Origin of the sequence: Stakelama sediminis, assembly GCF_014199335.1 — a bacterium.
Classification (GTDB): Bacteria; Pseudomonadota; Alphaproteobacteria; order Sphingomonadales; family Sphingomonadaceae; genus Sphingomonas; species Sphingomonas sediminis.
The window spans coordinates 590,695-616,975 of the sequence record NZ_JACIJI010000002.1; the positions used below are offsets into that span (position 1 = coordinate 590,695).

Consider the following 26,281-nt stretch of genomic DNA (forward strand, 5'->3'; position numbering starts at 1 on the left):
AAATCATCACAGCGGGTGGGAATGAAAAAACCGTCAAAACGCAAGACCGCGGAAAAGCGCGGTTTCCTTGCCATGCTCGCCCGTGATGTGCGGGGCAACACCCTTGCGCTGATGGCGGCGGCAATGATTCCGCTGATCGGCATGATCGGCGGCGGCATCGACCTGTCGCGCATGTACCTTGTTAAAACCCGGTTGCAACATGCTTGTGACGCCGGTGCGCTGGCCGGACGCAAGGCAATGGGTGGCGGCACCTGGTCCTATGCGAACAACTATGCCGATACGACGGCGAAGCAGTTCTTTGACGACAATATGCCGGGCAACGCCTATGGCGCCACGAATGTCACGCGCAGCTTCTCCGAGAATGCGGGGAAAGTGACGGGAACAGCTTCGGCGACCGTTCCCATGACGTTGATGCGGGTATTCGGGCTGACGACCGAAGACCTCTCCGTCAATTGCGACGCGCAGATGAGCCTGCCGAACACCGACGTGATGTTCGTACTCGACGTCACCGGATCGATGAACTGCGTGGCGGGTGATCCCACCTGCTCTAATAACGGCAACGTGCCCGCACCGGGGTCGAAGATCGACGGTCTGAAAACCGCCGTCAAATGCTTCTATGAGATCGTCGCAAAGGAAGATACCGACGCGGTTTGTCCGACAGGCACGCCCAGCGGCGGGCTGAGCAGCGACATTCAGGTCCGATTCGGCTTTATGCCTTATGCCACCAATGTGAATGTCGGGAAGCTTCTGCCGACCAAATATTTTGCCGATAGCTGGGATTATCAGAGCCGGAAACAGGTCGGAACGAACTGGACCGACTGGATTTACACCGGCTGGAATTACGGTTCCTGCAATACCCCGAAAAATGACAGCGACCATAAATATAAAGGCGTGGATGGCGGATGGTATTGCCAGAACTATCGACAGGACAAGATGCCACAGTGGCAATATAAGCAGCAAAGCGTCGATGTATCCCTGTTGAAGAATGGTTCTTCGTGGAACAATTCGTTCCAATGGCCCATCAACGATGATGGCAGCAATCGCACAATCACGTGGGACGGGTGCATCGAAAATGGTCAGGACGACCTCAATATCGATCTGGTTCCCAGCACCAGCCAGGAAATGTGGGGCATGGCGCTGCCGCAACTGATTTATGCTCGGCAGGTTACAAGCTCGTGGAATCAGTTGGATGACAAGACCGATGTAACCACGACAAACTACTATAACAATGTGCCCTATTCCTGTCCGACGCAGGCCAAGAAGCTGCAGGAATGGCCGGATGCGACGGCGTTCGACAGTTATGTCGACAGCCTGAAGGCAGAGGGCAACACCTATCATGATGTTGGCTTGCTATGGGGCGGACGCTTCGAATCTCCGAAAGGAATTTTTGCGTCCGAGAATGCGGTTACGAAGACCGGCGGGACGATCCAGCGGAACATGATCTTCATGACCGACGGCGACACCAATGCGCAATATAACGACTATGCCGCACAGGGCATGAACTGGTTCGATAATCGGCCAGCGGGAAAAAATTCGCCGCCGTCCAACACTGACCTGAATAATGAGGTCAATTCTAACTTTGCGCAGATTTGCACCAACGTGAAGAACGACAACATCACCCTGTGGGTAATTTCGTTCGGTGGCGGTACGAATACAGCTACGGAAAACCGGCTGAAAGCATGCGCTTCATCAGGGAAATACTACACCGCTGCAAACTCCGCCGCGCTGTTGCAGACCTTCAAGCAGATTGCCGATCAGATTTCACAGTTGAGGCTGACCAAATGATCCGCAGCCTGCGTACCCTGAAGCGCGACAAGCGCGGCGTAACGCTGGTCGAATTCGCCTTCGTCGCGCCGGTGCTGTGCCTGCTGCTGATGGGTGCGTTCGATTTCGGCTATCAGCTTTACACCGATGCCATCCTGCAAGGGATCGTGCAGAAAACCGCACGCGATTCCTCGCTGGAAAATGGTGGGTCGAGCGCAGTGCAGGCACAACTCGACAATGAAGTGATCAAGCAGGTGCATGACATCGCGCCGGATTCCACGGTCACGATCAGCCGCCGCTATTATAAGGATTTCAGCTCAGCGGCGGCGGCGGATCCGGAACCCTTCACCGATACCAATGGTGACGGTACCTGCGATGACGGCGAACCGTATGAAGACGACAATCTGAATGGCGTCTGGGACAAGGATGGCGGTAATTCAGGTCAGGGCGGCGCCAAGGATTCGACCGTCTATACCGTCACCGTTCAGCTTCCCCGCGTCTTCCCCTTGTGGAAATTCATCGGCGGCGATCCGGTGGCGACGCTGGTCGCGCGCACGATCCTGCGCAACCAGCCCTATGGCGATCAGACCTTTTACGGCACGCCGGTACAGCGGAATTGCACATGATGAAACGCCTCCCCTTTCTGCGCCGATTACGCTCGCTGCCGCAGGCCCGCGAAGCGCTCGCGCTTGTCGAGTTCGCGCTCAGCCTGCCGCTGGCGTTACTCCTGATCCTCACCGGTCTGGAAATGACCAATTATGTCATTGTGCGGATGCGCGTCAGCCAGATCGCGCTTTATGTCGCTGACAATATGGCGCGTATCGGTGAGGGTAGCGTGCTGTCTGCCAAGCAGATCAGCGAGTCCGACATCAATGATGTTCTGACCGGTGCGGGGATGCAGGCGGGCAGCCTCGACCTCTACAAGAATGGTCGCATCATCATTTCCGATCTGGAGCCGGTGACGAGTCCCAATCTGCTGAAAAAATATGTCATCAAGTGGCAGCGGTGCCGCGGCGATATGACCACCCACAAATCAAGCTACGGCAATGTCGGCGATATCAATTCCGGCATGGGACCGGCGGGGCGCCAGGTTATTGCCATGGACAATAACGCAACGATGTTTGTCGAGGTTTATTACAAATATCAGCCGCTGATCAAAACGTCGCTGTCGCCGACGCAGGACATGGTCGAAATCGCATCAATGGCGGTACGTGACAATCGCGACCTTACGCAGATTTACAACACCAGCGGTGCGACGGTTTCGAGCTGCTGACCTCATACAGCGGATACAAAAACGGCGTCGAAACAAATGCTTCAACGCCGTTTTTTGTTTATCAGTCCTTGTAGCAGACCTTTTTGACTGCCGTGACAACCTTGTCGGAATCAATCATCGCGATCTTTTCCAGATTGGCGGCATAGGGAAGCGGCACGTCCTCATTGGTGACGCGCGTTACCGGCGCGTCGAGGTCGTCAAAGCCCTCCTCCATACAGATCGCAACGATTTCGCTGGAGATGGAGCAGGTCGGCCAGCCTTCTTCGACCACCACCATGCGGTTGGTCTTTTTCAGGCTCTTGAGCACCGTCGCCTTGTCGAGCGGGCGCAGCGTGCGCAGGTCGATGACCTCCGCATCGATATTTTCTGCCGCCAGCTTTTCAGCGGCTTCCAGCGCAATGCCGACACCGATCGAATAGCTGACCAGCGTGACGTCCTTACCCGGCTTCATAATCCGCGCCTTACCGATCGGCAGCACGAAATCGTCAAGCTTGGGCACTTCGAAGCTGCGCCCGTACATCAATTCGTTTTCGAGGAACACGACCGGATCTTCGGACCGGATCGCCGCCTTCAGCAACCCCTTGCCATCCGCTGCATCATAAGGCGCAATGACGATCAGGCCGGGGACACTGGCGTACCAGGGGCCGTAATTCTGGCTGTGCTGCGCTGCCACACGGCTCGCTGCGCCGTTGGGGCCACGAAACACGATCGGGCAGCGCATCTGGCCGCCCGACATATAGTTGGTCTTGGCCGCGGAGTTGACGATATGATCGATCGCCTGCATCGCGAAGTTGAATGTCATGAACTCGACGATCGGCTTCAGACCACCCATGGCGGCACCGGTACCGACGCCGGCAAAGCCATATTCGGTAATCGGGGTATCGATCACGCGCTTGTCACCGAATTCGTCGAGCAGGCCCTGCGTAACCTTGTACGCGCCCTGATATTCGGCGACTTCCTCACCCATCACGAACACGCGTTCGTCGGCACGCATTTCCTCTGCCATCGCGTCGCGCAGCGCTTCGCGAACGGTCATCGTCACCATTTCGGTGCCTTCGGGAATTTCCGGATCGGCAACCTCGGCATCATGCTCGGCAGCATCGTACATCTGGCGCGCGCCGGTTTCGACCTTGTGGGGTTCGGGCGCGGGGCTTTCCGGCCCCTTCTCGACCTTCGCCTCTTCCGCCTTGGGAGCGGAATCAGCCGACGGTGCCTCAATCGAGGAAGCGTCTTCCCCTTCCTCCGCAAGCATCGCGATCACGGCACCGACCTTCACATTCTCGGCACCTTCCGGAACGACGATCTTCGCCAGCGTGCCTTCATCGACCGCTTCGAATTCCATCGTCGCCTTGTCGGTCTCAATCTCGGCCATGATGTCGCCGGACGAAACCGTGTCACCTTCCTTGATCAGCCACTTGGCCAGCGTGCCCTCTTCCATCGTGGGCGACAGCGCCGGCATTTTCAGTTCGATCGCCATCTCAATACGTCTCCACCAGCACGTCGGTATAGAGTTCGCCCGCTTCGGGCTCGGGTGTCGATTCGGCAAAGTCCGCCGCTTCATTGACCGTCTTGCGGATTTCCTTCTCCGCATCCTTCAACGACTCTTCGCTGACACCCATTTCCATCAGCTCGCGCTTGGCATGTTCGATGGGATCGGATTTTTCACGCACCGACTGCACTTCGTCACGGCTACGATATTTCGCCGGATCGGACATGGAGTGCCCGCGATAGCGATAGGTCTTCATCTCCAGGATGATCGGGCCCTTGCCGTCGCGCACCCATTGCAGCGCTTCCTCCGCGGCGCCACGGGCGGCGAGAACGTCCATACCGTCCACCTGAATACCGGGAATACGGAAGCTTTCGCCACGCTTGTAGAGCTGATCCTCAGAGGAAGCGCGATTGACGCTGGTGCCCATCGCATACTGGTTGTTTTCGATCACGAAAACGATCGGCAGGCTCCATAGCTCGGCCATGTTGAAGGCTTCGTATACCTGCCCCTGATTGGCGGCACCGTCGCCGAAATAGGCAAGCGTGATGCCGCCGTCATTCGAATATTTGTGCGCGAAAGCAAGGCCGGTGCCCAGCGGCACCTGTGCGCCGACGATTCCGTGACCGCCGTAAAATTTATGCTCGACAGAGAACATATGCATCGAGCCGCCCTTGCCCTTGGAAATACCGGCGGCGCGGCCCGTCAGTTCGGCCATCACATCGCGCGGCGGAATGCCGCACAACAGCATATGACCATGATCGCGATAGCCGGTGATCACGCTGTCCTTGTCCGACAGGGCGGATTGCAGTCCGACTGCGACGGCTTCCTGACCAATATAAAGGTGGCAGAAACCGCCGATCAGGCCGAGGCCATATAACTGGCCGGCCTTTTCCTCGAAACGCCGGATGAGCAGCATCTGCTTGTAGAAGTCGAGCAGCTCTTCTTCGGACGCCTTGTAGCGTTTGGGTTCATCGGGACGTTCCCGATTGGGTTTGGGGGGTTCGCTCTTGCGGCGGGATGCCGGTGCTTTTGCCACGATATGAAAACCTCGTTTCGGGGAAGAAAACGTGTAGCGCCTATAATCAGGTTATGGGCGTGACTGCAACGCCAACGCATCGCAAAGCGTATCCGTTCAATCCGAAACACCCGATATGCGCCCGAAAGCGCGAGACAGAGTCACTTCAGGGGAATGATTTTTTCGTCCGGATGGACGACATTCAATTCCTTGCGGATTAGTTCGTCGGCCATATCCGGATTGGCATGGCGCGGATCGAGCTGTTTGTTGCGATTGCGCAGTTCGTTACGCCGCTGATCCAGCTTCGCATATTGGGCCTGACTCTCCGACAGACGCTGCTGATAGTCGCGATAGGCGAAAATGCCGTTCGGGCCGAGCACCGCATAATAGCCGAAAAAGGCCATCATGACGATTGCCGCAGCGGGTGGCCCCGCCTTGCGCAGCATCGATAAAGCAGGGGAACGTCGAGCCATGGCGGCATTTGAATCCATCAGCCGCCTGAAATCAAGCGCTTTTGCCTGAATTACGCATAATTACGAAGCGGCGCACCACCGATGCGCCGCTTCGATGCAGTGGCGCTTATCCGCGCAGTACGCTGCGTCCGGCATAGTGCGCCATATCGGCCAGCTCTTCTTCGATACGAATGAGCTGGTTGTACTTGGCCAGACGGTCGGTGCGCGACAGGCTGCCCGTTTTGATCTGGCCGCAATTGGTGGCAACCGCGAGATCCGCGATCGTCGAATCCTCGGTTTCGCCCGAGCGATGCGAGATAACGGTGGTGAAGCGTGCACGATGCGCCATCGAAACCGCTTCCAGCGTTTCGGTCAGCGAGCCGATCTGATTGACCTTGACGAGCAACGAGTTGGCATAGCCTTGCGCAATACCGTCGGCCAGGCGCTTGGGATTGGTGACGAACACGTCGTCGCCGACCAACTGAATCTTGTCACCCAGCTTTTGCGTCAGCAGCTTCCAGCCCTCGAAATCGTCTTCCTGCATTCCGTCCTCGATCGACAGAATCGGATAGCGCCCGGCCAGATCGGCCAGATAGTCGACCATTTCGGCGGAGGTCAGCACCTTGCCCTCGCCCTTCATATTGTATTTGCCGTCTTCGAAGAATTCGTTGGCGGCACAATCGAGCGCCAGCATCACATCGTCGCCCGGCGTGTAGCCCGCCCCCTCGATCGAGCTGAGGATGATATCGAGCGCATCGGTCGTCGATGCCAGTGCCGGTGCGAATCCGCCTTCGTCACCGACCGAGGTGGAAAGACCCTTTTCCGAGAGCTTCTTTTTCAGCGTGTGAAAAATTTCCGACCCGCAGCGCACTGCTTCGGCAATGCTGTCCGCACCGACCGGCATCACCATGAATTCCTGAAAGTCGATCGGGTTGTCGGCATGTTCGCCGCCATTGATGATGTTCATCATCGGCACCGGAAGCACATGCGCGGATACACCACCGACATAACGATAGAGCGGCAGGCCGCGTGCGTCGGCCGCCGCCTTCGCCACCGCCAGGCTGACCCCCAGAATGGCGTTGGCGCCCAGACGGCTCTTGTTTTCGGTGCCGTCCAGATCGATCATCACCGCGTCGACTTCGGCCTGATCCTCAGCCTCTGCGCCCAACAGCGCTTCGGTAATTTCGCCATTCACCGCCTCGACCGCGCCCAGCACGCCCTTGCCGAGATACACGTCCTTGTCACCGTCGCGTTTTTCCACGGCCTCATAGGCACCGGTCGAAGCGCCCGACGGCACTCCCGCACGGCCAAAACTTCCGTCCTCCAGCATGACATCGACCTCAACGGTGGGATTACCCCGACTGTCGAGAATCTGGCGGCCATGAATGTCGATGATTGCGGTCACGAAATGATCTCCCTACCTTAGTACCGATGGGACTGGTTACGCGCGCAGCCTCTACCGGCTTGAACCCTTGGGGGCAATTCGCGTTTTGGATGGAACCGTGCGAAGGTCGCGTGGTTGTTTCGGTGACAAGATGAAAGGGATCCCCGCATGACCGATAAGAAGATTCCCGCCGAGCCGCTGAAAGATGGCCCCGGTGCCGCTGCGCCGCGCAGCGACGACAAGCCTGTAGCTGCCAAAAACACCGCGCCCAAACCGGCAAAACCGGCCAAGGACAGCGGTGACAGATCCGAACCGAAGGCGACGGCAAAAAGCAAACTGAAGAGCGAAGCGGGCAAATTGTCCAAACAGGCGCAGGAAAAGGCGCGCGGCTATGCCGATCAGGGGAAAACCAAGGCAACCGGGACGCTGCACGACGTATCGAAGCTGATCGGGGACGCCGCCGGCGATGTTGATACGCGCTTCGGCAAGCAATACGGGCAATATGCGCACTCCGCCGCCGATGCTGTTTCCGGCTTTGCCGACACCTTGCGTGACAAGGACGTGGACGATCTGGTCGAGGAAGCACGCGAGTTCGTTCGCAAAAGTCCTGCGCTTGCCGTCGGCATTGCTGCTGCGGCGGGTTTCGTGATTGCCCGGATTCTGCGTTCCGGCATCGATTCCGCAATGGAGGCTGAAGATTAAACTTCTGCCCGGAAAGTCCCGCACCGGGGCGAAGGATCAGATGGAAAACGATACAGGTCTGGGCACCCTGTTGGGGGAGCTGATTCGGGACGCCCGCGCATGGGCCAGTGCCGAGGTCGACTATTACAAGGCCCTCGTCGCCGACCGGTTGACCGATGTGAAACTGGCGGTTGCGCTGGGCATCGCGGCTATCGTTCTGGCCAATGCCGCGCTGATCGCATTACTGGTCGGGTTGATTATTGCGCTGATGACGCTGGTCGGCCCCTTGCTTGCCACGATCGTGGTAATCGGCGTCACTTTGGCTGTGGCGGCGCTGATGGGGCGGATGGCCGTGCGTTTCATGCGTCTGGCGACGCGCAAGGAATCCGACGAGCCCGGAGAATCCGAATGAGCGACAGGCAAGCAGTGGTGGAGGCGCGGCACAAGCGCAATCTGGCACGTGAACGGGTTGTGACGTCGCTGGACATCGTGCGCGCACGGACCAGGCCCGGCGTACTGGCCAGAAAAGCGGCCGACCGGGCGCAGGGCGCAATGCTACAGGCCGGCAATCAGGCAACCGATGCCGCGCGGAAACGTCCATTCATCGCGCTTGGCGCATTGGGCCTTGCGGGCGTCATACTGGGATTTCGCATGGTGCGGCGGCACCACAATAGCCGCTCTTAATATCGTGCAACCGGCCCGGCTATCGGGCGTTATTTGAACATGGGGGCATGCGCTCCCCGTCAAAAGGAACAAGGCAGATGACGGACAGCAAAGAAACCGGCCTCAAAGCAAAAGCGAGTGACGCGGCAAGCAAGACCCGCGAGAGCGCGGAAACCAATCCGCTGGCCGTACTGGCCGGGGGTATTGCGGTGGGAATGCTGGCCGGATTGTTCATTCCCCGCAGCGAACGGGAAAAAGAGTTGGTCGATCCACTCGGCAAGCGTCTGGCCGCGGGAGCGACGGCGGCAGCAGCAGCAGCTCGCGACACCGGAAAACAGGAACTGAACGCCGTCGCACCGGACCGTTCGGACGCCAAGGCAAAGGCGGGCGACATCCTTACCGTTGTTCTGAAAGCAGCACTGGATGCAGGAAAATCAGGCGCGGGGATCGAAAAAAAGGCCTGATCAACCCGCTTCGGGGTTGAGTGTGAGCGGCAAGCGATTATGCGCTAGCCGCAACCACCAGTTTTGGAGACACCCTTGAGCAAGATGCATCTCGTCTTCGGAGGCCGCGTCAGCGATCCCCAGACCCTTGATTTCATCGACCTGAACGACATCGATTTCGTCGGTCTGTTCCCCGACTATGCCAGTGCCGAAAAGGCATGGCGCGGCGCGGCACAACGTACCGTCGACGACGCCGAAATGAAATATGTGGTGGTGCATCTGCACCGGCTGCTCGAACCGGATATCGACGCCGCCTGAGCCGGAAAGCCGGGCTTCATTTCTCGGATGATAGCCCGGCCTTGCAATTATCATGTCGGGTCAGGCGTTGCGCCAGTGCCAGGCCAGCAATGGTTTGGCCAGCGCCAGACCTACCAGAAACCCGCCGACATGCGCGGCTCCTGCAATCGGCATCCCCGATTGCCGGCTGACCAGTCCGACGAGCAGGTTGATCCCGGCCCAGGCGACGCCCAGCCAGATCACCTGTACCGCGCGCGCCGGAATCGGACCGATCGCCTTCGCACGCGTGGTTCCGAACAGCAGCGCATAGGCACCTACGCATGCCGAAAGAGCACCGCTGGCGCCGATCATCGGCGACTGCACCAGCGGACCGATCAGCCATTGTGCCAGCGCCGCGCCATAGGCACCCAACACATAGAGCAGCACCAGTGGCCCCGGCCCGATCGCCCGCTCGGTCTGGCTGCCGGTATAAACCAGCATCACCATGTTGAAGATCAGATGAAACATGCCCGCGTGCACGAAGGTCGCGGTCAGCGGCGTCAGCCAGAAGGGCGCAAGGCTGTAATGCGCAGCGATGACCGACACACCGGCATAGCGCGCGGGGATAAACCCGGCCCATGCGGCAGCGGGGTTGAGATATCCCAACCCCAATATTGCCAGACTGACCAGCGTGGTGACGGCCGCGATTCCAACCGTCGCGGGAACGTCACGCGCGTGCATTGCTTCAGATGAACTCAATCTTCGATACGAGATAATAGCGGTCGCCAGAGGGCACCGTCACTTCGATCTCATCATCGACGCGGCGGCCGATCAGTGCGCGACCCAGCGGCGAATTATAGGAGATTTTCCCCGACTTCGCATCCGCTTCGGCCTGGCCGACAATCTGATACCGGATCGGTTTGTCGTCTTCGTCGAGCAGAGTCACCGTTGCGCCGAAAACGATCTTGTCACCCGAAAGCTCGGTCGGATCGATCACCTGCGCGCGGCTCAGCTTGTCCTCGATATCGGCGATCGTCGCCTCTACCTGCCCCTGCCGTTCCTTCGCGGCGTGATATTCGGCATTTTCCGACAGATCGCCATGCGCGCGCGCTTCTTCGATCGCGTCGACAATCTGCGGCCGTTCCGCTTTTAGTTGCTTGAGCTGCGCGCTGAGCTTCTCATAGCCCTCGGCCAGCATCGGCATCTTTTCAACGGTTGCCATAATGGACTTCCCTGACAGCTATCCCCCCGGGCGTCCGTCGACGGATCGCCCGCACACAAACCAAAAATTGAGGGAATTATTTGTGCGAACGCGAATAATAAGCCTGCAAGGGACGTACTTCAAGAGTATGTCGCGACAGGGCGGCAATTGCCTTCGCCGCCGACACGCTGGCCTGCGCCGTCGTGAAGTACGGAATCTTACCTGTCACCGCGGATGCACGAATGGATTGCGAGTCCTTCAGCGACTGCCACCCTTCGGTCGTGTTGAAGATCAGGTCGATGTCGCCATCGGTGATACGATCGACAATGTGCGGTCGCCCCTGCGCCACCTTGTTGACGCGCTCGACGGGCACGCCATGCGCGCTCAGATAGTCCGCCGTACCGCCGGTGGCGACGATCCTGAAGTCCTGCTCGACCAGCGTCCGGGCCGCGGGCAGGATCACGGGTTTGTCGCCATCCTTCACGCTGACAAAGGCTGTTCCACTTTTGGGAAGTACGACCCCCGCACCGAGCTGGGATTTGGCGAAGGCCAGCGCGAAATCGGTATCGATTCCCATGACTTCGCCGGTGGACTTCATTTCGGGTGACAACACTGGGTCGACTCCGGGAAAACGGCCCCAGGGGAATACCGCTTCCTTGACCGCGATATAGTCGATGGCCCGGTCGATGGGCGGCAGGTCGGCAAGCTTTTCGCCCGCCATCACCCGGCTCGCAATCTTGGCGATGGGGTGGCCGATCGCCTTCGCAACGAAGGGCACGGTGCGGCTGGCCCGGGGATTGACCTCGATCAGATAAACCTCACCATCCTTCACCGCGAACTGGATGTTCATCAGTCCGCGAACCTTCAGCGCATGCGCCAAAGCATGAGTCTGTCGCTCGATTTCCGCGACGATTTCATCGGGCAGGCTGTAGGGCGGGATCGAACAGGCGCTGTCGCCGGAATGGACGCCCGCCTCCTCAATGTGCTGCAACACGCCCGACACCACGACATCGGTGCCGTCGGCAATCGCATCGACATCGACTTCGATCGCATCGCGCAGATACTGATCGATCAGCACCGGTGAGTCGCCCGACACCTGCACTGCGGTTTCGATATATTCGTTAAGCTGCGCCGTGCCGTCGACAATCTCCATCGCCCGGCCACCCAGCACATAGCTGGGGCGCGTCAGCACCGGATAGCCGATGCGTTCGGCCACCGCGATTGCCTCGTCCCGGCTGCGCGCGATACCGTTGGCCGGTTGTTTCAGGCCGAGTTTCGACACCAGCGCCGCAAAGCGTTCGCGATCTTCGGCCAGGTCGATGGCATCCGGGCTGGTGCCGAGGATCGGAATCCCTGCCTTTTCCAGCGCACGGGCGAGCGTCAGCGGCGTCTGGCCGCCGAACTGCACGATCACCCCGGCAAGCGTTCCCGCCTGTTTTTCGACGTGCAGGATTTCCAGCACATCCTCGACCGTCAGCGGCTCGAAATAGAGCCGGTCGGAGGTGTCATAATCGGTCGAAACCGTTTCCGGGTTGCAGTTGACCATGATGGTTTCGAACCCGGCATCGGCCAGCGCGAAACAGGCATGGCAGCAGCAATAGTCGAACTCGATCCCCTGCCCGATCCGGTTCGGCCCGCCGCCCAGAATGACGACCTTTTTCCGGTCGCTGGGCGCAGCCTCATTCTCCGGCTCGCCAAAGCTGGGCGCTTCATAGGTCGAGTACATATATGGCGTCTTCGCCTCGAACTCGGCGGCGCAGGTGTCGATCCGCTTGAACACCGGACGGACGTTCAGCCGGTGGCGAAGCTCACGCACTTCGGCTTCGGTGACGCCACCGGTCATGGCGCGCACCGCTTCGTGAATCAGGCCGGAGCCATGCGCGATCGCCTTTTCCGTCCCCTGACGCAGATGCGCCGACGCCAATGCCAGCTGCGCCAGCCGTTTGTCGGAAAAGCCCATCGACTTCAGCCGCCGCATCTCCGCCGCCTCACGCGGCAGACCGTTGCGACGGACCGTTTCCTCGGCCGCGACGATCTCCGCGATGCGCTCCAGAAACCAGGGGTCATAGCTGGTGATCGCATGGACTTCGGCAACCGTCAGCCCTTCGCGCATTGCCTGTGCCGCGACCAGCAGCCGGTCGGGGGTGGGCCGCCCCAGCGCCGCCTCGATATCCGCGCGCGGCGCACCGGCCAGCGCCTTGACCTCGTTAAAGCCCGACAGGCCGGTTTCCAGCCCGCGCAGCGCCTTTTGCATCGATTCATGAATGTTGCGGCCGATCGCCATTACCTCACCCACCGACTTCATCGCGGTGGAGAGCACGGCCTGTGCCCCGCGGAACTTCTCGAACGCGAAACGCGGAATCTTCGTAACGACATAGTCGATGGTCGGTTCAAATGAGGCGGGCGTGACGCCGGTAATGTCGTTCTGAATCTCGTCGAGCGTATAGCCGACCGCCAGCTTTGCCGCGACCTTCGCAATCGGAAAGCCCGTCGCCTTCGACGCCAGTGCCGAGGAGCGGCTGACCCGCGGGTTCATCTCGATCACGACCAGCCGCCCGTCCGCGGGATTGACCGCGAACTGCACGTTCGACCCGCCGGTTTCGACACCGATTTCGCGCAGCACCGCAATGCTGGCGTTGCGCATGATCTGATATTCCTTGTCGGTCAGGGTCAGCGCGGGCGCGACCGTGATCGAATCGCCGGTGTGCACGCCCATCGGATCGACATTCTCGATCGCGCAGATGATGATGCAATTGTCCGCCCGGTCGCGGACCACCTCCATCTCATATTCCTTCCAGCCGAGCAGCGACTCGTCGATCAGGATCTGACCGACCGGCGACGCCTCGATGCCGGAACGGGCATAATATTCGAATTCTTCGCGATTATAGGCAACGCCGCCGCCGGTGCCACCCAGCGTGAAGGCAGGCCGGATGATCGCAGGCAACCCGATCTCGTCGAGTACCTCCATCGCGCGCGCCACGCCCTTGGCACGGTCATAGCCGGTGATATTACCCGCCGCATCGCGGATTTCGGGCGCGGCCGCGATGGAGGCACGCGGGCTTTCCAGCCCGATCCTGTCCATCGCCGCACGGAATTTCTCACGATCCTCCGCCTTGTCGATGGCTTCCGCCTTCGCGCCGATCATCTGGCAACCGAATTTTTCCAGCGTGCCGTCGCGGTCGAGCGCCAACGCGGTGTTGAGCGCCGTCTGCCCGCCCATGGTCGGAAGCACCGCGTCGGGGCGTTCTTTCTCGATAATCCGCGCGACCACTTCCGGCGTGATCGGCTCGACATAGGTGGCATCGGCCAATTCGGGATCGGTCATGATCGTCGCCGGGTTCGAATTGACCAGCACGATGCGATAGCCCTCTTCTTTCAGGGCCTTGATCGCCTGCGTGCCCGAATAATCGAACTCGCACGCCTGCCCGATCACGATAGGACCGGCGCCGATGACGAGGATGGAGGAAATGTCAGTGCGTTTGGGCATTATTGGTCTTCGGCCTCGCAAATGGGCGGTTCGGAGTTAAACGAGACGGACAAACGCCGAAGCTGGGCGGCGTAAATGAGACCTCCGATTTCCTTATAAGGAACTTCCGGTGGTCCGCTCAGCCGTACGAAGCGCACACCATTTGCAGTTACATCGGCCGCGACTTTCCAGATGGGATGCTTCTTCACTCCGACCAGCCAAGCTTCGATCTGCTTCGGGTCGCCGCTGACGGTGAGGAACATTTTGACTTTGGCCGCAACGGCATCTTCCGACTTGACGCAGTGATAAGCCGGCGGGAGTGGCAATGCCTGCATCACTTGCCGCTCCCCAACATCCCCACGAACCGCTCGAACAGGTAGAAGCTGTCCTGTGGGCCCGGGCTGGCCTCGGGGTGGTATTGGACGCTGAAGGCGGGGGCGTCGACGAGTTCGAGGCCGGCGTTCGAGCCGTCAAACAGCGAGACGTGGGTCTCGCGCACGCCCTCGGGCAGGCTGTCGCGCTCGACCGCGAAGCCGTGGTTCATGCTGGTGATCTCGACCGCACCATCGGACAGGCGCTTGACCGGATGGTTGGCGCCGCGATGGCCCTGGAACATCTTGGTCGTGCGCGCGCCCACCGCCAGCCCGAGCAACTGGTGGCCGAGGCAGATGCCGAACAGCGGCTTGCCGGTTTCCAGCAGCTTCTGGATCACCGGCACGGCATATTCGCCGGTCGCCGCGGGATCGCCCGGCCCGTTGGACAGGAACACGCCGTCGGGCTTGAGCGCCATCACCTCGTCGAACGTCGCGGTGGCGGGCAGTACGGAGACCTTCGCCCCTGCACGGACAAGGTTGCGATAGATGTTCCGTTTCGCACCGTAATCTATGGCGACGACATGGGGCTTCCCGCCCGCGCCGCCTTGCTCATCATAACCGAAGCCCAGCCGCCAGATGCCGCCTTCCCAGCCATAATGGGTCGCGGTGGTCACGTCCTTCGCCAGGTCCATGCCCTCCAGCCCCGGCCAGCCGCGCGCCATATCGAGCAGTGCGGGAATGTCGAATTCGCCCGCCTCGCTATGCGCAATCACGCCGGTCGGCGCGCCGCCCTCCCGAATGCGCCGGGTCAGTGCGCGCGTATCGACACCCGACAGCCCGATGCGGTCGTGCGCCGCCATCCAGTCATCCAGCCGCTCGACACTGCGGAAATTACTGGGCGCGGTCACATCCTCACGCACGATCATGCCCAGCGCGTGCGGGTCGTTCGCCTCCACATCCTCGGCATTGGTGCCGACATTGCCGATATGGGGAAAGGTGAAGGTGACGATCTGCCCGGCATAGCTGGGATCGGTCATCACTTCCTGATAGCCGGTCATCGCGGTGTTGAAGCACACCTCACCCACCGCTGCGCCCTCTGCGCCGAACCCCCTGCCCCAGATCACATCCCCGGATGCCAGGACCAATACCCCGGTTGCTCCTGCGGGCATGGGCGTGGGTTTGGCGTCGGCCATGGGGGCTGGCACTCCTCAAAAAGTCTGGCAATGGTGCTAAGAGCCGTCCGCTAGCCCCGGCAGCCGCAGCCGTCAATCTGTTAATCCGGGCGATGGCACGCTATCTGCTGTTTTTCCCAATTCGTTCGAGAAAGTTTTCGCCCATGATTCGCGATGATATCAAGGCCGCACAGATCGCCGCCATGAAAGCCGGTGACAAGGAAACGCGCGCCACGATCAGCCTGATCCAGTCCGCCATCAAGAACCGCGATATCGAAGCGCGTTCGGGCGGCGCTCCGGCGGATGACGATACGCTGGTGATCGAAGTGCTTCAGAAAATGGTGAAGCAGCGCCGCGAATCGATTGAGATGTATCGCAAGGGCGACCGTGAGGAACTGGCCGTGGCTGAGGAAGCCGAGGTCGCGGTAATCGAACGCTTCCTGCCCGCGCAGATGAGCGAGGAAGAAACGAAAGCGGCGATCGAGGCGATCAAGGTCGAACTGGGCGCGTCGTCGATGAAGGATATGGGCCGCGTCATGGCCGAACTGAAGGCGCGCCATGCCAGCGAACTCGACATGAGCAAGGCCAGCGGTCTGGTGAAATCGTCGCTGGCGTGATTACTCGATAAGAGATCCGTTCGTTTCGAGCGTAGTCGAGAAACGTTCCAGAATGTTCTGATAGGCGCTTCTACGGCTACGCTAATAGCGAACCGTGGTGTAGAAAGGCCGGATGGCGTTCTGGACCTACATATTGCGATGCGCCGACGGGCGTTATTACACCGGTCAGACAGACGATCTGGAACGTCGGGTTTCCGAACATCATCATGGCGGCTTTTCCGACTTCACCTCGCGCAGGCGGCCGGTCGCACTAGTCTGGTCTCAGGAATTTCCGACCCGGACGGAAGCTCTCGAAGCGGAACGCAGGATCGGGGGTTGGTCACGGGCGAAGAAAGAAGCGCTGATTCGGGGAGATTGGGAAAGCGTGTCCTTTTTCTCTAAACCACCTAAGGAACGTTTCTCGACTTCGCTCGAAACAAACGGGGGTGGGGACGATTCCACCAACCCTAACCGCTCACTTCGAGCGTAGTCGAGAAACGCTTTACGATCATGACCCTCACCCCGGCCTTTCTTGACGAGCTGCGCGCGCGGACCACCTTGTCCGCGCTGATCGGCAAGTCCGTGAAGATCCAGCGCGCGGGGCGTGAGTGGAAGGCGTGCTGTCCGTTTCATAACGAAAAAACGCCCAGCTTCACGATCAACGACGACAAGGGGTTTTACCACTGTTTCGGTTGCGGCGCGCATGGCGATGCGATTCGCTGGATGACCGATCAGCGCGGCCTGCCCTTTATGGATGCGGTGAAGGAACTGGCGCAGGCGGCGGGCATGGAAGTCCCCGCCCCCGACCGCCGCTCCGCCGAGCGCGCCGAGCGGCAAAAGGGGCTGCGCGAGGCGATCGAGGACGCCGCCAAATGGTTCACCGATCAACTGCACGGCATCGCAGGCGCCGAAGCACGCAGGGTGCTGGAACGGCGCGGCATTACCCCCGAAACCGCCCGTGCCTTCGGCTTCGGCTATGCCCCCGATTCGCGCGGGCACCTGAAATCCGCCCTGTCGGACTATGGCGATGACAAGCTGGTCGAGGCGGGCCTGCTGATTCAGGTCGAGGGTAAGGAACCTTACGACCGGTTTCGCGGGCGGCTGATGATCCCGATTCGCGACGTGCGCGGGCGGGTGATTGCGTTCGGCGGGCGGATCATCGGCGATGGCGAGCCGAAATATCTCAACTCGCCCGAAACCCCGCTCTTCGACAAGGGGCGCAACCTCTATAATCTCGACCGGGCGCAGGCGGCCGCACGCAAGGCCGGACGTGTGATCGCGGTCGAGGGCTATATGGACGTGATCGCGCTCGCTCAGGCGGGGTTCGGCGAAGCGGTGGCACCGCTTGGCACTGCGATGACCGAGCATCAGCTGGAGCGGCTGTGGCGCATGGTCGATGTGCCGCTCTTATGCTTTGACGGCGATTCGGCGGGGCAGAAAGCCGCGATGCGCGCGGCGTTGCGCGCCTTACCCCTGCTGCAACCGGGGCGCAGCCTTGGTTTCATCACGCTACCCGACGGCCTGGACCCCGACGATCTGGTCCGCCAGCGCGGTCCCGCAGCGTTCGAAACCTTGCTCGGCAAACCCGAACCGCTGGTAAACCGGCTATGGCAGCATGAGGTGAATGCGGAGCCGCTCTACACGCCGGAAGCGCGCGCCGGGCTTCGCGCGCGTCTTTCGGAACATGCGCAGACCATTGCCGACAATAGCGTGCGTCAGGAATATATCGCCGAATTCCGCCGCCGGTTCGACCAGTTGTTCGCCGGCCAGCCGCGCCGCGCCGCGCCATCCGGAAAACCATGGCGCAAGGGGCCGTGGAAACCACCCGAACCGCCGCCGTCCAGCATCGCGCGCAACGTCAATGCAGGCGGTATCGACCGGGTGCTGGCCAAGGCAATCCTGGCGGGACTGATTCGCCATCCGGCTGAAATCGCACGGCACATGGAAGTATTGGCGACGCTGAAACTCGCCGATGGCGCGCTGGGGCGACTGTTCGAAGCGGTCATCGACGTTGCTTTGGAAGATCAGGCGCTTGATGGTGGCAAATTACGCACCATATTGGCGAAGTCCGGTTTTGAATCAGTTGCAGGCGAGCTGTTGCGCGCTGACACATTGGCTTTCTCGTTCACCCAGGCAAACGCCGATGAGGCGCGCGCCGTAGCGGATCTGAACGAAGCGATCGCGGTGCTTTCCGCCCGTCCCGCCGTCGATGCGGCGCTGGCACAGGCGACCGCGACCGTGCAGACGGCCTTTACCGAAGAGGCCTTTGCAAGACAGGTCGCGCTGGTAAAGGAACAGCAAATGCTGGAAGCACGTCTTGCAAATCTGATGCTGGCGGACGAAGACGGCAGAACAATTGCGTAATTCGAGGGCAGTTAATGGCGAAGGCGAAAACGGCGGACGTTGCCGAAGCAAATGATACGAGCGACGCACCGCTGATCGACCTGAATGAGGGCTCGATCAAGAAGCTGATCGCGAAGGCGAAAAAACGCGGCTACATCACAGTCGACCAGCTCAACGAAATGTTGCCGCAGGACCAGATGTCGTCCGAGCAGATCGAGGACATTATGTCCACGATCAACGATATGGGCATCAACGTCGTCGAAAATGACGAAGAGGGCGGCGAAGACGGCGAGCAGCAGGACGATGACGGTCCCGACGCGATCGACGGGAACGACAATCAGGACCAGAAAGCGCCTGCGGTCGAGACCAAGAAAAAGGAAACGGTCGACCGCACCGATGACCCCGTGCGCATGTATCTGCGCGAGATGGGCGCGGTCGAACTGCTTTCGCGCGAGGGCGAAATCGCCATCGCCAAGCGGATCGAGGCCGGTCGCGACACGATGATTCTGGGGCTGTGCGAAAGCCCGATCACCTTCAACGCGATTATCGGCTGGTCCGAGGCGCTGAACGAAGGCACGATGCAGCTTCGCGAAATCCTCGATCTCGACGCAATGCTGACGAAAGAGCCTGCGCCCGAGAGCCTGTCCGATGACGAGGATGACGATGACGGCGAAATTTCTGAAAAGAATGCCGGACCGTCGTTCAAGGACGATGACGATATCGAGGAAGAGGACGATTCGGACGAGGACGGCGAATCGGGCGAATCGAAACGTCGCGATGACGATGACGACGAGGACAACACGCTGAGCCTTGCCCAGATGGAGGAAACGCTCAAGCCGCAAGCGCTTGAGAAGTTCGCCAACATCACCGCCATCTACAAGAAATTCTCGTCGATGCAGGGCAAGCGTCTCGACGCCATGGCCGCCGGCGACGATTTGTCGGCAAGCGACGAGCGCAAATATCAGAAGCTGCGCGAAGACCTGACCGCCGAGGTGGAAAGCGTTCAGTTCCATCAGGCAAAGATCGAATATCTCGTCGATCAGCTCTACAGCTTCAACCGCCGCCTGACCGCACTGGGCGGCCAGATGTTGCGCCTTGCCGAACGGCATAAGGTGAAGCGCAAGGATTTCCTCGATTCCTATATCAGCCACGAACTGGACGAGGGCTGGCTGGAATCGGTTGCCGGGATCGACAAGAAGTGGAAGGCTTTCGCCGAAAACGAGGCCGATGCCGTTGATCGCATCCGCACCGAAATCGCTGACATTTCTCAGCAGACCGGCATGGCGCTCGCCGAGTTCCGCCGTATCGTCAACATGGTGCAGAAGGGCGAACGTGAGGCGCGGATCGCGAAGAAGGAAATGGTCGAGGCCAATCTGCGCCTCGTGATCTCCATCGCAAAGAAATACACCAATCGCGGCCTGCAATTCCTCGACCTGATTCAGGAAGGCAATATCGGCCTGATGAAGGCGGTCGACAAGTTCGAGTATCGCCGCGGCTACAAGTTCAGCACCTATGCGACCTGGTGGATTCGGCAGGCGATTACCCGCTCGATCGCGGATCAGGCGCGCACTATCCGCATTCCCGTGCATATGATCGAAACGATCAACAAGCTGGTGCGGACTTCGCGTCAGTTCCTGCACGAACAGGGCCGCGAACCGACGCCGGAGGAAATGGCCGAGCGCCTTTCCATGCCGCTCGAAAAGGTGCGCAAGGTGATGAAGATCGCCAAAGAGCCGATCTCCCTCGAAACGCCGATCGGCGACGAGGAAGATTCGCATCTCGGCGACTTCATCGAGGACAAGAACGCGATCATCCCGGTGGATGCCGCAATTCAGTCCAACCTGAAAGAAACGGTGACACGGGTGCTCGCCAGCCTCACCCCGCGTGAGGAACGCGTGCTACGTATGCGCTTCGGCATCGGCATGAACACCGATCACACGCTGGAGGAAGTCGGCCAGCAGTTCAGCGTGACGCGCGAGCGCATCCGCCAGATCGAAGCGAAGGCGCTGCGTAAGCTGAAGCACCCGTCGCGCAGCCGCAAGATGCGCAGCTTCCTCGACCAGTAAGTTTCCGGATATCCAAAGTTAATGCCCGTCAGCGGGGGACCATTCCGCTGACGGGCATATTTTATACGATCGCGGACCAAGGATCGTACGACTATAGAAAGAGCAGGATTAAGCACGCCCGCTGATCCGTAGTCGAATCTCCGCAATGGCGCCTCTCTCTCTCCATAGATGAAGGATTCTACAGCTCAGCTTATTTACACAACGATAAGCTTCGTAGAGTTCACAATCGGGAAAATCCGTATTGTAAGGGTTTGAATTATCTCCGATACGGAGTATGTAACCCTATATAGTAGGCTAATTATTGGAAATAACTTCAAACACCAGTCGAAATTGGTGGCTTATTTCCATGTTTGCGAGCGATTTTGCTGTATTTTACGCAAATCGCTAGTTTCTTATTCGGAAGATTGAGGAATGCCCGGACTTTCCAAGAAAACTATGTCTGTCGATCATGACGCATCTGATTTTTCGCAATGCGCAACTGCATCGCAGATCGTACGAAATTTCGGCATGTGGCAGGATCGGGCCAGAGACCAGCCCGTTTATATCATGCATCACGGGCGACCGCGCCTTGTGCTCGCTGCGATCGAACATCTCGAGAGCCTGAAGTCCCTTCAGCATGAAGACAGTGCGCTGGTCGATGAACGTGAACGCCTGCTTGCATCCCTTACCGAACTCGTCCTGCTGATCGATCACGACTGCACGGTGCGTAGCTGCAATTTACCGGCCCGCTCCTTCTTCGGCATCAGTGAGGAGGGCTGGCGGGCACGCCCGCTCGGTGAGCTTGTACAGGCACCGTTCGGACCGTTTCTTACCACGCTGGCGCGGCGCGTCATCGATTCCGGGGTTCAGGAACGCATAGACCTCGAAATTGAAAAGCCGACACATCGCAAGATTTCGCTGATCACTATTCCATTGCCCTATGGCGCGGCGATTATCGGCGAGGATGCAACGCTGACGGAAGATCGCGATCGTGCGCAACGGGCTCTCCGGGCAATCGATTCGGCACTTGCCGCGGTCGACGGCCTGGCAACGGTCCAGATCAACCCACGCGGATTCGTGACGACGCCGACGCCCAGCCTGTCAGCCATGACAAAGCTCGGAACCGAGCTTCTGGAAAGCATACGGTTCAGTTCCCTGTTCGATGTGAAATCGCGAGCCCAGGTTGGCGATGCCGTCAACGCCGTAATGAACGGGGAAGGTTCGACCCGATTGTCAGCGCAGTTGCTGGTAAACGACGGCAGCATGCAGCCGGTTCGTATCGGCCTTGCACCATTAACCAGCCTGACGGGTATCAAAGGCGTTGAAGCGGTGCTGGTACTTTGTCCGTCTGGTTGACTGCTACTTAACGTCACGTACACCATGCTTTTACGCGCTTCGGTATAAGCTTTGCTCTATTCATCCCTGTGCACCGGTATTCGGTTCAACAGGTATATGGAGTGATCGGGGGCTTATGCCATTGGAACGCGCTGATCTTGCCGCATTCGGCGGTAGCTGGGAAACCATTCAGGCGCTGGACCGCAACGGCGGCAGCAGCGCCCATGCGATGGTACGCAGGCTGTCCACGGCGTCTGTACCGATGCGCGATCTCGCCGACTCGGCTCATTTCCTGTGTATTTTGCATGGCCGTTTGCCGGGCATGATCGACCTTGCCGGCGACCATATCACTACGGCAGATGCGGTTGACTGGCTCAACCAGGCGGCAACTGCTTTCGTTCAGGAGCGATCGTTTATGGCTGCTGTTTCTGCTGCCGCCGGTCCGCCGCCCAGCACGCCCGGCCATGCCGAATCGGAAGCCGCCGTCGCCGCCCAATGCCATGCGCTCGACATGCTCGCCCAGTCCGATCGCAAGGGCTGCGCGATCGGTGCCGTGGTGGCGCTGGTACTGGAATGGCCTGCAATCCGTGGAATTCTGGATAATGCTGCCAATCGCCTGAGCATGGCTTCTCCAACGCGTTCTCTGCCCAGCGAGAAGGATACGGCTTTGCTGGTCAACACGGTCGCGCAATCGCTTCCGATCGAACGCGCCATGCTGTTCGGCGCGCGTCAGTTGCTGATCCAGCATAGCGGTCTTTGGGACTTGCTGGAAACACGCATGGGCGCTCGCGAACGCGCCTGAAGTCGCAAGGCAGCGCTTGCCTGCATCCCCTTCGCACCTCTATCCCGAATCTGAACTATCGGGAAATCGGGATGTCCATGCGCTTCGAAGGTACGCAAAGCTACGTCGCCACTGACGATCTGAAAGTTGCGGTCAATGCCGCCGTCACGCTGCGACGCCCTTTGCTGGTCAAAGGCGAACCGGGCACCGGCAAGACGGTACTGGCTTATGAAATCGCCAAAGCAGTCGATGCGCCCTTGATAAGCTGGAACGTTAAATCGACCACTAAGGCGCAACAGGGCCTGTACGAATATGACGCGGTCGCCCGGCTGCGTGACGGGCAGCTTGGCGATGAGCGCGTGCATGACATTGCCAACTATATCCGCAAGGGCAAGCTGTGGGAGGCGTTCGAATCGCCAAAACTGCCGGTCTTGCTGATCGACGAGATCGACAAGGCCGATATCGAATTTCCCAACGACCTGCTGCTCGAACTCGATCGCATGGAATTTCATGTGTACGAGACCGGAGAGACGGTGCACGCGCAGGAACGCCCGATCGTCGTCATCACCTCGAACAATGAAAAGGATCTGCCCGACGCATTTCTGCGCCGCTGCTTTTTCCACTATATAAAATTTCCCGATCGCGAGACGATGCAGGCAATCATCGACGTGCATTTCCCCGGCATCCAGAAGCTGCTGGTGTCGCGCGCGATGGATATTTTTTATGAAGTCCGCGACGTTCCCGGCCTGAAAAAGAAGCCGTCGACCAGCGAACTGCTCGACTGGCTGAAATTGCTGCTGCACGAGGATATGCCGCTCGACGTGCTGCAATCGCGCGATACCACCAGGGCGATTCCACCGCTGCATGGCGCGCTGCTGAAAAATGAGCAGGATGTGATGCTGTTCGAACGGCTCGCTTTTATGGCGCGCCGTCAGAAATAGCGTCTGAACACCCTATAAATCATTCGTCAACCAAAGCCGCAAACCGAATGGCAAGTTCGCGTCGATAGCCTTTGCTCATGCGTAGCGTGGTGGTTTCCTTTTTTGCCGCATTCATACTCGCGGTCACGGCGCATCCGGCCCTTGCCGGCAATATCCTCGACTATCAGGGACAGTGCGTTCCCTTCGCTCGCGAAGCGTCCGGTATCGAGATTCATGGTGACGCCTGGACATGGTGGGGCAAGGCCAAGGGCCGATATGAACGCGGCAGTCTGCCGGCCATCGGGTCGGTACTGGTCTTCGCCAAATCGCCGCAATTGCCACTCGGCCATGTCGCGGTCGTAAGCCGCATCGTTGATCACCGTGTCCTGATGGTGACGCATGCCAACTGGTCGCGCATCGACGGAGAGCGCGGCCATGTCGAACGCGACGTCACGCTGGTCGATGTTTCGCCCGACAATGACTGGAGCGAAGTGCGGGTCTGGTACAATTCCAACGATGGACTGGGTGCCACCACCTATCCCATATATGGCTTCATCTATGGCGAGACCGTCAGCGGCAGAGATGTGCATGCCTCTCCGCAAATTACCGAACGCCATCCCGATTATGTCGGCTCGCTGATCGACGCTTACGGAGGTTGAGCGCTTGTTGAGGCGCCTTTACGCAGGCGACCGCTGGCTTCAAAAGGGAAAGCCTCAGCAGCGGAGGCCCTATTGTTCCTGTCCTTCATCGACGAATTGCGCGCCGCCGGCATTCCGGCCAGCCTGAAAGAGCATCTGCTGCTGCTTGAGGCGCTCGACCGGCAGGTGATCGAGGATACGCCGGAAGCCTTTTACTATCTGGCGCGTGCGACCTTCGTAAAGGATGAAGGATTGCTCGACCGGTTCGACCAGGCATTCGCCAAGGTGTTTCGCGGTCTGGAAACGCAGTACGGCACGGGCAAAGAGGAACTGCCCGAGGAATGGCTGCGCGCGATTGCCGAAAAATATCTCAGCCCAGAGGAGATGGCGAAAATCGAATCGCTCGGCTCCTGGGAAGAGATCATGGAAACGCTGAAAAAACGGCTGGACGAACAGGAAGGCCGCCATCAGGGCGGCAACAAGTGGATCGGCACCGGGGGCACCTCGCCTTACGGAAATTCCGGCTACAATCCCGAAGGAATCCGCATCGGCGGCCAGTCCCGCCACAAGCGCGCGATCAAGGTTTGGGAAAACCGCGAATTCCGCAACCTCGACAGCAGCAAGGAACTGGGTACCCGCAATATCAAGGTGGCGTTGCGTCGCCTGCGCCGGTTCGCACGCGAAGGGGCTGCTGATGAACTCGATATCGACGCCACGGTCGCCGGGACCGCGCGTCAGGGCTGGCTCGACGTGCATATGCGCCCTGAGCGCCATAATGCGGTGAAGCTGTTGTTATTCCTCGATATCGGCGGGTCGATGGACCCGCATATCAAGGTTTGCGAGGAACTGTTTTCCGCCGCCACCTCGGAATTCAAGAATCTCGAATTCTTCTATTTTCACAACTGCCTGTACGAAGGCGTGTGGAAGGATAACCGTCGCCGCTTCACTGAACGCACGCCGAGCTGGGACGTGCTCCATAAATTCGGCCATGACTATAAGGTGATCTTTGTCGGCGATGCGGCAATGAGTCCGTATGAGATCAGCCACCCCGGCGGGTCGGTCGAACATTTCAACGAGGAAGCGGGCGCGGTCTGGCTGGAGCGCTTCACCAATACCTATCCGGCCGCGGCATGGCTCAATCCCGTACCCGAAGAACATTGGGGCTATTCGCATTCGACGCAGATGATCCGTACGCTGATGCACGATCGCATGTATCCGCTGACGCTGGATGGTCTCGATGAAGCGATGCGCGAGTTAAGCCGCAAACATTAGGGTCAGGGCCTCATTCCACGAGGCGGAAGAAATCGTGGTCGTAGCTGATCATCGAGGCACCGCCGTCGACAAACAGCGCCTGCCCCGTCACCGCTTTCGCCCCGGCCAGATACAGCACCGCATCGGCAATGTCGTCGGGCGAAGGCAAACATTCCAGCGGCATCATGGCGGCCAGCCGCTCCATCTTGTCCTCCCCATATTCCCCGGTCGGCAGCGTTAGCCCAGGCGCGACGCCGTTCACCCGCACGCGTGGCGCGAACGTCCGGGCCTGCAGCCGCACCGCTTCGCTCAGCGCCATTTTGGAAAGGGTATAGGCCTGCTGATCGCCATGCGGATGGCGGATGCGCTGGTCTAGGATGTGTACGACACTTGCATCCTGCCCCTGCCCTGCCACCAATGCCGCCAGTGCGAAGGGCGCGGCACTGTTGATCCTGAAATGCTCGACCAGCGCCGCCACATCCGGCGTACCGCTTTCGCTCGGCGCAAACAGTGAAGCGTTGTTGACGAGCAACGCCACCGGCATATCGAAATGGCGCGTTACGTCCCTCATCAGGGCCGTCGGTGCGTCGTCGCTTGCAAGATCGGCTGCAAATCCATGCCATTCGTTTGCGGCTGCATCAAGCTGTTCGGCCAGCCAGGGTTCCGGTTCCCCCGAATCACTGCCGTGCAATGCCACTGCCCAGCCGGATTCGGCCAGCCGCGCGGCAATATGACCGCCCAGGCGTCTGGTGCTGCCGGTGACAAGGGCTAGCGGCACG

The 26,281-nt window shown here is 59.7% G+C and carries 27 protein-coding genes; 17 read left to right on the forward strand and 10 right to left on the reverse strand.

Annotation, left to right across the window (positions count from 1 at the left end):
* Window positions 1–21: 21 nt before the first annotated feature.
* Genes FHR23_RS09300 through FHR23_RS09310 form a run of 3 tightly spaced genes read left to right on the forward strand, consistent with a single transcriptional unit; the run spans window position 22 to window position 3,037 of the window.
* Window positions 22–1,785 carry a TadE/TadG family type IV pilus assembly protein gene (locus FHR23_RS09300; protein WP_246359796.1) on the forward strand — a complete coding sequence of 588 codons (1,764 nt, stop codon included), beginning with the start codon at window positions 22–24 and terminating at the stop codon, window positions 1,783–1,785.
* Complete coding sequence (locus FHR23_RS09305; protein WP_184003110.1) at window positions 1,782–2,390, forward strand: TadE/TadG family type IV pilus assembly protein; 609 nt, start codon at window positions 1,782–1,784, stop codon at window positions 2,388–2,390. The genes FHR23_RS09300 and FHR23_RS09305 overlap by 4 nt, the downstream gene beginning before the upstream one ends.
* Window positions 2,387–3,037, forward strand: a complete 651-nt coding sequence (locus FHR23_RS09310) for a pilus assembly protein (RefSeq protein WP_184003112.1) — start codon at window positions 2,387–2,389, stop codon at window positions 3,035–3,037. Before FHR23_RS09305 ends, FHR23_RS09310 begins: the two co-directional genes overlap by 4 nt.
* Before the next feature lie 61 nt (window positions 3,038–3,098).
* Here FHR23_RS09310 and FHR23_RS09315 read toward each other — a convergent pair whose 3' ends face one another.
* From FHR23_RS09315 to eno, 4 genes are all read right to left on the reverse strand, one after another.
* Complete coding sequence (locus FHR23_RS09315; protein WP_184003114.1) at window positions 3,099–4,514, reverse strand: pyruvate dehydrogenase complex E1 component subunit beta; 1,416 nt, start codon at window positions 4,512–4,514, stop codon at window positions 3,099–3,101.
* 1 nt (window position 4,515) lies between these two features.
* Complete coding sequence (gene pdhA / locus FHR23_RS09320) at window positions 4,516–5,562, reverse strand: pyruvate dehydrogenase (acetyl-transferring) E1 component subunit alpha (RefSeq protein ID WP_184003116.1); 1,047 nt, start codon at window positions 5,560–5,562, stop codon at window positions 4,516–4,518.
* Window positions 5,563–5,702: 140 nt separating this feature from the next.
* Entirely contained in the window at window positions 5,703–6,014 is a 312-nt protein-coding gene (locus FHR23_RS09325) for an FtsB family cell division protein (RefSeq protein ID WP_246359797.1), read from the reverse strand.
* Window positions 6,015–6,120: 106 nt separating this feature from the next.
* On the reverse strand, window positions 6,121–7,398 hold the full coding sequence (gene eno, locus FHR23_RS09330) for a phosphopyruvate hydratase (RefSeq protein WP_184003118.1): 1,278 nt from the start codon (window positions 7,396–7,398) through the stop codon (window positions 6,121–6,123).
* Window positions 7,399–7,545: 147 nt separating this feature from the next.
* On the opposite strand from eno, the gene FHR23_RS09335 reads away from it, so the two are divergent.
* From FHR23_RS09335 to FHR23_RS09355, 5 genes are all read left to right on the forward strand, one after another.
* Complete coding sequence (locus tag FHR23_RS09335; RefSeq protein ID WP_184003120.1) at window positions 7,546–8,079, forward strand: hypothetical protein; 534 nt, start codon at window positions 7,546–7,548, stop codon at window positions 8,077–8,079.
* 40 nt (window positions 8,080–8,119) lie between these two features.
* On the forward strand, window positions 8,120–8,470 hold the full coding sequence (locus tag FHR23_RS09340; protein WP_184003122.1) for a phage holin family protein: 351 nt from the start codon (window positions 8,120–8,122) through the stop codon (window positions 8,468–8,470).
* Window positions 8,467–8,742, forward strand: a complete 276-nt coding sequence (locus FHR23_RS09345) for a hypothetical protein (RefSeq protein WP_184003124.1) — start codon at window positions 8,467–8,469, stop codon at window positions 8,740–8,742. Before FHR23_RS09340 ends, FHR23_RS09345 begins: the two co-directional genes overlap by 4 nt.
* Before the next feature lie 77 nt (window positions 8,743–8,819).
* The gene (locus FHR23_RS09350) at window positions 8,820–9,185 is read left to right on the forward strand and encodes a hypothetical protein (RefSeq protein WP_184003126.1); all 366 of its coding nucleotides are present in this window, start codon (window positions 8,820–8,822) and stop codon (window positions 9,183–9,185) included.
* Between the two features lie 75 nt (window positions 9,186–9,260).
* Complete coding sequence (locus FHR23_RS09355; RefSeq protein WP_184003128.1) at window positions 9,261–9,482, forward strand: DUF4170 domain-containing protein; 222 nt, start codon at window positions 9,261–9,263, stop codon at window positions 9,480–9,482.
* 60 nt (window positions 9,483–9,542) lie between these two features.
* Here FHR23_RS09355 and FHR23_RS09360 read toward each other — a convergent pair whose 3' ends face one another.
* The 5 genes from FHR23_RS09360 to carA form a co-directional block, all read right to left on the reverse strand.
* On the reverse strand, window positions 9,543–10,181 hold the full coding sequence (locus tag FHR23_RS09360) for a rhomboid family intramembrane serine protease (protein WP_184003130.1): 639 nt from the start codon (window positions 10,179–10,181) through the stop codon (window positions 9,543–9,545).
* Between the two features lie 4 nt (window positions 10,182–10,185).
* A complete protein-coding gene (gene greA, locus FHR23_RS09365) occupies window positions 10,186–10,662 on the reverse strand; it encodes a transcription elongation factor GreA (RefSeq protein ID WP_184003132.1) in 477 nt (158 codons plus the stop codon).
* Between the two features lie 76 nt (window positions 10,663–10,738).
* Window positions 10,739–14,128 carry a carbamoyl-phosphate synthase large subunit gene (gene carB / locus FHR23_RS09370; RefSeq protein ID WP_184003134.1) on the reverse strand — a complete coding sequence of 1,130 codons (3,390 nt, stop codon included), beginning with the start codon at window positions 14,126–14,128 and terminating at the stop codon, window positions 10,739–10,741.
* Window positions 14,128–14,445, reverse strand: coding sequence for a hypothetical protein (locus tag FHR23_RS09375; protein ID WP_184003136.1), 318 nt, complete (start codon window positions 14,443–14,445; stop codon window positions 14,128–14,130). Before FHR23_RS09375 ends, carB begins: the two co-directional genes overlap by 1 nt.
* On the reverse strand, window positions 14,442–15,614 hold the full coding sequence (gene carA / locus FHR23_RS09380) for a glutamine-hydrolyzing carbamoyl-phosphate synthase small subunit (protein ID WP_184003138.1): 1,173 nt from the start codon (window positions 15,612–15,614) through the stop codon (window positions 14,442–14,444). Before carA ends, FHR23_RS09375 begins: the two co-directional genes overlap by 4 nt.
* 143 nt (window positions 15,615–15,757) lie before the next feature.
* Here carA and FHR23_RS09385 point away from each other — a divergent pair, with 143 nt between their 5' ends.
* From FHR23_RS09385 to FHR23_RS09425, 9 genes are all read left to right on the forward strand, one after another.
* Window positions 15,758–16,210: a GatB/YqeY domain-containing protein gene (locus FHR23_RS09385; protein ID WP_184003141.1), complete on the forward strand. Its 453-nt coding sequence runs from the start codon at window positions 15,758–15,760 to the stop codon at window positions 16,208–16,210.
* Between the two features lie 112 nt (window positions 16,211–16,322).
* Complete coding sequence (locus tag FHR23_RS09390) at window positions 16,323–16,679, forward strand: GIY-YIG nuclease family protein (RefSeq protein ID WP_184003143.1); 357 nt, start codon at window positions 16,323–16,325, stop codon at window positions 16,677–16,679.
* Between the two features lie 20 nt (window positions 16,680–16,699).
* On the forward strand, window positions 16,700–18,553 hold the full coding sequence (gene dnaG, locus FHR23_RS09395; protein WP_184003145.1) for a DNA primase: 1,854 nt from the start codon (window positions 16,700–16,702) through the stop codon (window positions 18,551–18,553).
* Between the two features lie 14 nt (window positions 18,554–18,567).
* Window positions 18,568–20,598, forward strand: a complete 2,031-nt coding sequence (gene rpoD, locus FHR23_RS09400) for an RNA polymerase sigma factor RpoD (protein ID WP_184003147.1) — start codon at window positions 18,568–18,570, stop codon at window positions 20,596–20,598.
* Between the two features lie 507 nt (window positions 20,599–21,105).
* Window positions 21,106–21,933: a nitrogen regulation protein NR(II) gene (locus FHR23_RS09405; RefSeq protein WP_184003149.1), complete on the forward strand. Its 828-nt coding sequence runs from the start codon at window positions 21,106–21,108 to the stop codon at window positions 21,931–21,933.
* A gap of 115 nt (window positions 21,934–22,048) precedes the next feature.
* The gene (locus FHR23_RS09410; RefSeq protein WP_184003151.1) at window positions 22,049–22,714 is read left to right on the forward strand and encodes a DUF6975 family protein; all 666 of its coding nucleotides are present in this window, start codon (window positions 22,049–22,051) and stop codon (window positions 22,712–22,714) included.
* 77 nt (window positions 22,715–22,791) lie between these two features.
* A complete protein-coding gene (locus FHR23_RS09415; protein ID WP_184003323.1) occupies window positions 22,792–23,634 on the forward strand; it encodes an AAA family ATPase in 843 nt (280 codons plus the stop codon).
* Window positions 23,635–23,711: 77 nt separating this feature from the next.
* On the forward strand, window positions 23,712–24,272 hold the full coding sequence (locus FHR23_RS09420) for a CHAP domain-containing protein (RefSeq protein ID WP_184003153.1): 561 nt from the start codon (window positions 23,712–23,714) through the stop codon (window positions 24,270–24,272).
* 72 nt (window positions 24,273–24,344) lie between these two features.
* On the forward strand, window positions 24,345–25,523 hold the full coding sequence (locus tag FHR23_RS09425; RefSeq protein WP_184003155.1) for a vWA domain-containing protein: 1,179 nt from the start codon (window positions 24,345–24,347) through the stop codon (window positions 25,521–25,523).
* Between the two features lie 10 nt (window positions 25,524–25,533).
* Here the strand turns inward: FHR23_RS09425 and FHR23_RS09430 are convergent, their stop codons facing one another.
* On the reverse strand, window positions 25,534–26,280 hold the full coding sequence (locus FHR23_RS09430) for an SDR family oxidoreductase (protein WP_184003157.1): 747 nt from the start codon (window positions 26,278–26,280) through the stop codon (window positions 25,534–25,536).
* Window position 26,281 lies beyond the last annotated feature (1 nt).

Excerpts from the sequence above, each read along its gene's own strand:
- FHR23_RS09340 (WP_184003122.1), top strand. The coding sequence starts at position 8,120 with ATGGAAAACGATACAGGTCTGGGCACCCTGTTGGGGGAGCTGATTCGG.
- rpoD (WP_184003147.1), top strand. The coding sequence starts at position 18,568 with ATGGCGAAGGCGAAAACGGCGGACGTTGCCGAAGCAAATGATACGAGC.
- FHR23_RS09415 (WP_184003323.1), top strand. The coding sequence starts at position 22,792 with ATGCGCTTCGAAGGTACGCAAAGCTACGTCGCCACTGACGATCTGAAA.
- FHR23_RS09345 (WP_184003124.1), top strand. The coding sequence starts at position 8,467 with ATGAGCGACAGGCAAGCAGTGGTGGAGGCGCGGCACAAGCGCAATCTG.
- FHR23_RS09325 (WP_246359797.1), bottom strand. The coding sequence starts at position 6,014 with ATGGCTCGACGTTCCCCTGCTTTATCGATGCTGCGCAAGGCGGGGCCA.
- FHR23_RS09410 (WP_184003151.1), top strand. The coding sequence starts at position 22,049 with ATGCCATTGGAACGCGCTGATCTTGCCGCATTCGGCGGTAGCTGGGAA.
- FHR23_RS09310 (WP_184003112.1), top strand. The coding sequence starts at position 2,387 with ATGATGAAACGCCTCCCCTTTCTGCGCCGATTACGCTCGCTGCCGCAG.
- dnaG (WP_184003145.1), top strand. The coding sequence starts at position 16,700 with ATGACCCTCACCCCGGCCTTTCTTGACGAGCTGCGCGCGCGGACCACC.
- carA (WP_184003138.1), bottom strand. The coding sequence starts at position 15,614 with ATGGCCGACGCCAAACCCACGCCCATGCCCGCAGGAGCAACCGGGGTA.
- FHR23_RS09405 (WP_184003149.1), top strand. The coding sequence starts at position 21,106 with ATGTGGCAGGATCGGGCCAGAGACCAGCCCGTTTATATCATGCATCAC.
- FHR23_RS09360 (WP_184003130.1), bottom strand. The coding sequence starts at position 10,181 with ATGCACGCGCGTGACGTTCCCGCGACGGTTGGAATCGCGGCCGTCACC.
- FHR23_RS09335 (WP_184003120.1), top strand. The coding sequence starts at position 7,546 with ATGACCGATAAGAAGATTCCCGCCGAGCCGCTGAAAGATGGCCCCGGT.
- FHR23_RS09315 (WP_184003114.1), bottom strand. The coding sequence starts at position 4,514 with ATGGCGATCGAACTGAAAATGCCGGCGCTGTCGCCCACGATGGAAGAG.
- FHR23_RS09390 (WP_184003143.1), top strand. The coding sequence starts at position 16,323 with ATGGCGTTCTGGACCTACATATTGCGATGCGCCGACGGGCGTTATTAC.
- greA (WP_184003132.1), bottom strand. The coding sequence starts at position 10,662 with ATGGCAACCGTTGAAAAGATGCCGATGCTGGCCGAGGGCTATGAGAAG.
- FHR23_RS09300 (WP_246359796.1), top strand. The coding sequence starts at position 22 with ATGAAAAAACCGTCAAAACGCAAGACCGCGGAAAAGCGCGGTTTCCTT.
- FHR23_RS09350 (WP_184003126.1), top strand. The coding sequence starts at position 8,820 with ATGACGGACAGCAAAGAAACCGGCCTCAAAGCAAAAGCGAGTGACGCG.
- FHR23_RS09420 (WP_184003153.1), top strand. The coding sequence starts at position 23,712 with ATGCGTAGCGTGGTGGTTTCCTTTTTTGCCGCATTCATACTCGCGGTC.
- FHR23_RS09305 (WP_184003110.1), top strand. The coding sequence starts at position 1,782 with ATGATCCGCAGCCTGCGTACCCTGAAGCGCGACAAGCGCGGCGTAACG.
- carB (WP_184003134.1), bottom strand. The coding sequence starts at position 14,128 with ATGCCCAAACGCACTGACATTTCCTCCATCCTCGTCATCGGCGCCGGT.
- FHR23_RS09385 (WP_184003141.1), top strand. The coding sequence starts at position 15,758 with ATGATTCGCGATGATATCAAGGCCGCACAGATCGCCGCCATGAAAGCC.